Here is a 6132-nt window from a genome sequence, read left to right on the forward strand (position 1 = left end):
CCGGAACCGCCCCGCCCCCAGGCCCCGTCAGCCCGGGCTGAGCACCGGCGCCGGGGCCCGGTCCGGCAGGAAGCCGTGGGCCCGCCCGGCGAGATACTCGGCGCGGTAACGCGGCACGGTGCGGTGCCAGTTGAGGATTCCGGCGACGTAGTGGCGCAGGTCCGCCACATAGGCGTCCATCGCGGCCCGGGCCTCGTCCGACAGGTCGAAGTCGTCGTACAGGACGGGCAGTTCGTTGCCGGCGATGTGCTCGAACTGTTCCAGCCGCTGCGTCATCAGGTCGTCGACGATGCCGAGCGCGGTCGGGTAGTCGCAGCCGAAGAAGTTCTGCACGACGAGGATCGCGTTGTGGATCTCCCCCTCGTACTCGATCTCCTTCTGGTAGGAGAACACGTCGTTGATGAGGTACGCGTAGTCGACGGCGGCGTTCTCCAGGGCGCGTACGGGGCCGCTGCGGTACACCTCGGGCGGCACGGACGGGCCGACGCCCATCCGGCACAGGTGCAGGGTGAGATCGGCGCCGAAGGTGGCCCGGCGCATCTCCAGGTAGTCCACCGGGTCCGGGATGCGGTTCTGTGTCTGGTTGGACAGCTCCCACAGCCAGCTCTCCGTCATCGCATCGATGGCGTTCTTCAGCTGCTGACGCTGCTCGGTGGTCATGCCGGGCGTGGTGCGGGCCCACAGGTCGGCGAGGGAGCGTTCCATCGCGTTGGCCGGGACCTGGACGGGTGTGCCGTCGAGCGGCATGCACGCCGACAGGCGTTCGGTGGCGAGGCGGGCGCCGGCGAGGTCGCGGCGGTGGCCGAAGACGAGCGGGTAGTAGTCGTCGCCGTAGGTGCCGAAGGCGAGCCACTGGGCGCTGATGTCGAGGGCCTCGGGGGTGGCGTCGGGGTCGAGTCCGGCTGAGCACAGGGCGAGGTCGCAGGAGGCGAGTTTGTCCTCGTCCCACACGCCCTCGCTGAGGATGCCCATGGCGTGCGACCACTCGACGAGCCGGGCGCGGGCACGGTCCAGGTGGGGGCTGAGTTCCACCGGGTACGGCACGGAGAACTGCGGCAGCCGTGAGGGGCCGACCTTCTGGAACGGCACGTGCCGGTAGGCGCGCAGCCGGTCGGCGGCGGCCGAGGCGAGCAGTGCGCCCACGTCGGCGGCGGACATGCCCTGGCCGCCGAGCCGCTGCCAGGGGGAGGCGGAGCGGGCGCCCTTGTTCATGTAGCGGCTGGAGCGCAGATGCCATTCGTGGCCGCCGGCCTGCCAATCCTGCAGACCTTTGGTGTAGGCGGCGACGGCGGCGACCTCGGCCGGGGTGAGCCCCTTCTCCAGTGCCAGTGCGGGCACTTCGGTGAGGGCGGTGTGCTCGAACTGGTGCAGGCGTGAGGTGAGGATGTCGTTGACGGTGTCGGCGGCCTGCTGGGTGGTGCAGCCGAAGAACTTCTCCAGTACGAGCACGCCGTTGCTGTTCTCGCCCTCGTCCTCCACCTCCCGCTGGTAGGAGAACAGGTCGTTGCGCAGGTGGACGGCGTCGGAGAACGTCTCCATCAGCACGCGCAGCGGCCGGGACCCGGCGACGGACGCGGGGACCTCGGCGGTGGCGTACTCCACGAGCCCGGCCGACCAGGGCGCGCCGCCGACCTTGCGGCGCATCTCGATGTACTCGACGGGGTTGGCGATGCGGCCCTCGTTGATGTTGGACAGTTCCCACATCGACTCGTTGAGCAGATGCTCGGTGGCGACGGCGAACCGGCGGCGCCAGTCCTGCGACATGGCGGGCACGGTCCGCGCCCACAGGTCGGCGAGGCCCGCCTCCACCGGGTTCTGCGGCTCGGGCACGGGTGTGGCCAGGTCGAGCGGCATGAACAGCGGAAGCCGGTCCAGATGGGCCTTGCCGGCGGCGCGGTCCTGGGTCCGCTTGAACATGTCGAGGAAGTGGTCGTCGAAGAAGAACACCCACACGTACCAGTCGGTGATGAGGGACAGCGCGGGTCCGTCGCAGTCGGGGTGGGTGTAGGCGCAGAGCAGGCCGTAGTCATGCGCGTCGAGGTCGGCCTGCTCCCAGATCCCGGACCCTTCCAGCATGCCCATGTCGCGGGCCCACTGCGTGGAGTGGGCGCGGGCCTCGTCCACGTGCGGGTTGAGCCGCGCGGGGTACGGCATGTAGAAGTGCGGGAGTTCGAACGGCTGCGTCATGGCCAGGCCCTACCCAGGCCTCTCGGGGGCCATCCGGCGGGCGGGACATGATCACACCATCGCGTGAACCGGGCCCGAACGCATGACCCGTGGCCGGCGGAGGCCCGCCCGCCGCACGGTGTCGGGCCGTGCCGGTCATTTCCCCCGTACCTGGATGACCGCGTGTGTCCCGCTGGTCCGCCAGCGCTGTCCCTCCGCGGCGGTGAGTCCGGCCTCGGTGCGGGCGTCGAGTCCGGTGATCACGTCGGACTTCAGGGTGCGCAGGGCGGCGACCGGTCCGGGGAAGTGGGCGGTGACGTCGGCGAAGGGTGTGGTCGGCGGCCACAGCCGGTCCCCCACCAGGCGGCGGTAGTTGAGGTCGCCCTTGAGGACGGTGAGGGTGTGCCGGGCGAACTCGGCGCGCAGATCGGCGGGCATGGCGTCGTACGGCAGCGGCCCGGCGGAGAAGGGGTGGGCGCGCACGGTGAGGGTGTCGTCGTCGAGCGCCTCCCACAGGCGCCGCCCGTGGCCTCGCGCGGCCTCGCCGGGCGCGTCGGTCAGCCGGCGCAGGGCGTCGAGGAGGTCGGCGGTGGTGGCGTCGGAGACGAAGTACGGGTGCGGTTTGAGGTGCAGGACCGCGCGTGTCACGCGTCCGGTGGCGAGCAGGTGGGCGATGAGCAGCAGGTCGGGGACGAGTTCACGGCCCGCGTTGTCGGCGACGAGGCAGAGGCTGGCTCCGCCGCCCGGCGGCAGGAGGGCCCACAGGGTGTCGCTGTCGTCGGCGAGGAGCGGCGGGGCGGAGGTCTCCTCGTGCCGGTCGGCGCCGCCTTCCGCCGACAGCCGGAAGCCGAGGTCGGCGCGGTTGCCCCACAGGGAGCCGTGCAGCAGGGCGCGGTCCCGGTCGTCGGGCGGGAGGTCGTCTAGGGCGTCGAGCGCGGCGAGTTCCTCGTCCGTCTCGGCGGAGTGGAGTTCGGCGAGCTTGGAGGGCCGGAACGGGTCGATGCCCTGCCAGGGTCCGGGGGTGAACCAGCCGACGGCTTCGAGGAGCAGGCGGTAGAAGTAGCTCTCCGCGAACAGCCAGGGCACCTCGAACCAGGTGCGGCCGGTGTGCTCGGCGAGGCCCCAGGCCTGCCAGTGGGCGAGGTCGGGGGCGTCGCCGGGCAGCGGTTCGATCGTGCCGCCGGTGCAGTTGTCCAGCAGAGCGTCCAGTGCGCGGCGGATGTCGGGGCCGTAGGGGAAGGCGTCCTGGACCTGGCGGATGATCGCGGGGTGCCGTTCGGCGAGGACGCTGTGCGGGAAGGAGCCGGGGGCGCCTCCGACGAGCACGGGGGCGGCGGCGGGGCTGTCGGGCATGGGCGTCAACCTACCTCCGTGCGGGTCGGTGCGGTCGGCTCACACGGCCGCTGCGGCCATGACCTCCCGCTCCAGCCGGGTGATGAGGGTCATGTAGCGGGGCCGGCGCGTCACGGGCACCAGTCCGCGGACGAGGACGCGCCACATCTCGGCCATTCTGCGCGGCAGTCGGGCGACGGGTTCCAGATGGCGGCCCACCACGCGGGTGCCGACGAAGAACGAGACGAGGGAGTGGGCGACGGCGTCCACATCGACGTCCGGGTGGATGTCGTTCTCGCGGGCGGCGCTCTGCAGGCGTTGGGTGACGATCTCCAGCCACTCGGTGAACGGGTGCCGCAGCGGCTCGCGCAGCGGCACCGGTCCGGTGGCGAGGCGGAGTCCGGCGCGGGTGACGGGGCCCTGCACGGACAGCCGGGTCATGGCGAACATGATCCGTATCAGTGCCTCCAGTGACGGGTAGTCGTGCCCGTCGACCTCGCCGGCGACCTGCCGGGAGGCCTCCGACTGCAACTCCATGATGGCGTGGGCGAGGTCCTCCTTGGCGGCGAAGTGGAAGTACAGGGCGCCCTTGGTGACCTTCGCGCGCTCGACGATGTCGCTCAGGCTGGTCGCCTCGTAGCCGCGCTGGTCGAACAGGTCGGCGGCAGCCGTGATGATCGTCGCGCGGGTCTGTTCGGCGCGTAACTGCCTCGGCATCGGCGGAACACTCCTGCACTGGAAAGAACGGGTCATGCCGTTTGTTTCTGGCTCCCGCTCCACGATAACTCACGTGTGCGCCAAGGAGACCTGACAGTCGAAGAGTGGCATTCCGCCCTGTGTGCCGCGGACCCGGATGCCGGGGCCGTCCGGCCCGGCGATCTCTATCCACGCGGGTTCGTCCAGTTCAGCGTAGCGATGGAAGCGGGCGTGGTAGGCGACGGGGAACTGTTTGCCGCCGGTACGGGCCACGGCCGCCTGACGGGCCGCCTCCAGCAGCAGCATGCCGGGGACGTGGTCCTGGGGGTGGTCGAAGAAAACGGGGTGTGCGGTATTTACCCGGAGCCGCCAGCGGTCCTCGCGGTCGGCGGGGGCGAGGACGACATCGCCCGGCAGGGCCCGGCCGACCGCTTCCGGGGGCAGTCCGGGCGGGGCGGGCGGTGCGGTGACGGTGTCCGGGGTGCGTCCGGATCTCAGGCGCCGGTAGACGGCCTCGCCGAGGCAGGTGAAGGAGACGTCGGCGGTGGCGGCGCGGGCGCCGCAGCGCAGCACCTCGGCGGTGTAGCGGGCGGAGGAGGGGCGCCGGCCGCGGTATTGCACCTCGGTGAAGGTGACGTTGACCTCGGTCTCGGCGGGCAGGGCGCCGACGCGGAGGTGTTCCGGATGCGTCGTCACCTCTATGGCGTCGAGGACGAAATGGTGGCCGAGCGGGACGTCGTACTCGGTGTGCGACAGCAGGGTGCCGCTCTGCCGAACCGTTTCCACGGCGAGCAGCGGATCGTACGCGGTCCAGTCCGCCGACACGTGCAGCCCGTGTGCGCGGGGCCACTGCGCCGCTACGGTGAAGCGGTCGTCCGCCAGTCGCCGCCAGCCGGTGAGCAGTGTTTCCGCGACCGCCGCGCGGTGCACGAGCTGGCGGGGGACGGTCGCCGTCATGGCCGGCTGCCCGGCCGTCTGCCGCGATTGAGGCATCTCTCTCCCCACACGGGCCGCGTACGGTCCGCCCGTACCCGGTGGTGTTCCGGGGGGCCGGGTGAGTGGGCGTTAGGGTACGAGGCGACCGGTTGGTTTTTGTAAGGATCGGTCTGTGACGCCCAGTGATCGGGGCGTTTCCGTAAGATCGTACGGGTCGTTCAACTGCGGTGCCCGCGGAGGGGCTTACATGGCAAGACAGGAACGGGCCATCCGGACTCGTCGAGTGATCCTGGAAGCCGCGGGCGCGGTCTTCGACGAGCACGGGTACGCCTCCACCACGATCGCGATGGTGCTGGAGCGGGCCGAGGTCACCAAGGGCGCCCTGTACTTCCACTTCCCCTCCAAGGAGTCGCTGGCGCAGGCGGTCCTGGCGGAGCAGGTGCTGTTCGGGTCGGTGCCGTCGCGCGGCTGCAAGCTTCAGGAGGTCATCGACATGACCTTCGCGGTGGGGCAGAGGCTGCGCAGCAACGCGCTGCTGCGGGGCGGTGTGCGGCTGGCGGTGGATCAGGAGACGCCGGCGGGCATCGACCGGGGGGAGCCGTTCCGGCAGTGGTCGCGGCGGCTGACGGCGCTGCTGGAGCAGGCGGCGGAGCAGGGTGAGCTGCTGCCGACGGTGCGGCCGGCGGAGACGGTGGATCTGCTGGTCGGGTCGTTCACCGGCATCCAGTTGATGTCGCGGGCGTTGACCGACCGGGCGGATCTGGGGCAGCGGCTGGCGGTGCTGTGGGCGCACATGCTGCCGAGCATCGCGGTGCCGGGGCTGTTGCCGGGGCTGGACAGCCGGGCGGACCGGGGGGTGCGGGTGCTGGCGGAGATCGAGACGGCGGAGGACGCGGAGTCCGCCGAGGGTGCCGGGGAGCGGGCCCCGGCCGGGGTGCGCTGAGCCGCGCGGAACACACGGCGGGCCGGGCCGGGCGCCTCCCCACCACGCCGGGCCCCCGC

General features: G+C 71.6%; 5 protein-coding genes. 1 reads left to right on the forward strand and 4 read right to left on the reverse strand.

Annotated features, from left to right (window positions below):
- Nucleotides 1-27 precede the first annotated feature (27 nt).
- From cyc2 to MTQ10_RS26730, 4 genes are all read right to left on the reverse strand, one after another.
- Nucleotides 28-2187 carry a germacradienol/geosmin synthase Cyc2 gene (gene cyc2 / locus MTQ10_RS26715; protein ID WP_247472744.1) on the reverse strand — a complete coding sequence of 720 codons (2160 nt, stop codon included), beginning with the start codon at nucleotides 2185-2187 and terminating at the stop codon, nucleotides 28-30.
- Between the two features lie 135 nt (nucleotides 2188-2322).
- Nucleotides 2323-3519: a damage-control phosphatase ARMT1 family protein gene (locus MTQ10_RS26720; protein ID WP_247472745.1), complete on the reverse strand. Its 1197-nt coding sequence runs from the start codon at nucleotides 3517-3519 to the stop codon at nucleotides 2323-2325.
- A 39-nt stretch (nucleotides 3520-3558) separates the two neighbouring features.
- Nucleotides 3559-4215, reverse strand: coding sequence for a ScbR family autoregulator-binding transcription factor (locus MTQ10_RS26725; RefSeq protein ID WP_247472746.1), 657 nt, complete (start codon nucleotides 4213-4215; stop codon nucleotides 3559-3561).
- A 69-nt stretch (nucleotides 4216-4284) separates the two neighbouring features.
- Nucleotides 4285-5151: a ScbA/BarX family gamma-butyrolactone biosynthesis protein gene (locus MTQ10_RS26730; RefSeq protein WP_247472747.1), complete on the reverse strand. Its 867-nt coding sequence runs from the start codon at nucleotides 5149-5151 to the stop codon at nucleotides 4285-4287.
- A 226-nt stretch (nucleotides 5152-5377) separates the two neighbouring features.
- Here MTQ10_RS26730 and MTQ10_RS26735 point away from each other — a divergent pair, with 226 nt between their 5' ends.
- Nucleotides 5378-6073: a ScbR family autoregulator-binding transcription factor gene (locus MTQ10_RS26735; RefSeq protein ID WP_247472748.1), complete on the forward strand. Its 696-nt coding sequence runs from the start codon at nucleotides 5378-5380 to the stop codon at nucleotides 6071-6073.
- The last annotated feature ends 59 nt before the right edge of the window (nucleotides 6074-6132 follow it).

This window comes from Streptomyces sp. XM83C (assembly GCF_023072675.1).
Classification (GTDB): domain Bacteria; phylum Actinomycetota; class Actinomycetes; order Streptomycetales; family Streptomycetaceae; genus Streptomyces; species Streptomyces thermocoprophilus.

What these genes read in the sequence shown, in the direction of transcription:
- MTQ10_RS26720 (WP_247472745.1), bottom strand. Translation starts at nt 3,519, where the DNA reads ATGCCCGACAGCCCCGCCGCCGCCCCCGTGCTCGTCGGAGGCGCCCCC.
- cyc2 (WP_247472744.1), bottom strand. Translation starts at nt 2,187, where the DNA reads ATGACGCAGCCGTTCGAACTCCCGCACTTCTACATGCCGTACCCCGCG.
- MTQ10_RS26730 (WP_247472747.1), bottom strand. Translation starts at nt 5,151, where the DNA reads ATGACGGCGACCGTCCCCCGCCAGCTCGTGCACCGCGCGGCGGTCGCG.
- MTQ10_RS26735 (WP_247472748.1), top strand. Translation starts at nt 5,378, where the DNA reads ATGGCAAGACAGGAACGGGCCATCCGGACTCGTCGAGTGATCCTGGAA.
- MTQ10_RS26725 (WP_247472746.1), bottom strand. Translation starts at nt 4,215, where the DNA reads ATGCCGAGGCAGTTACGCGCCGAACAGACCCGCGCGACGATCATCACG.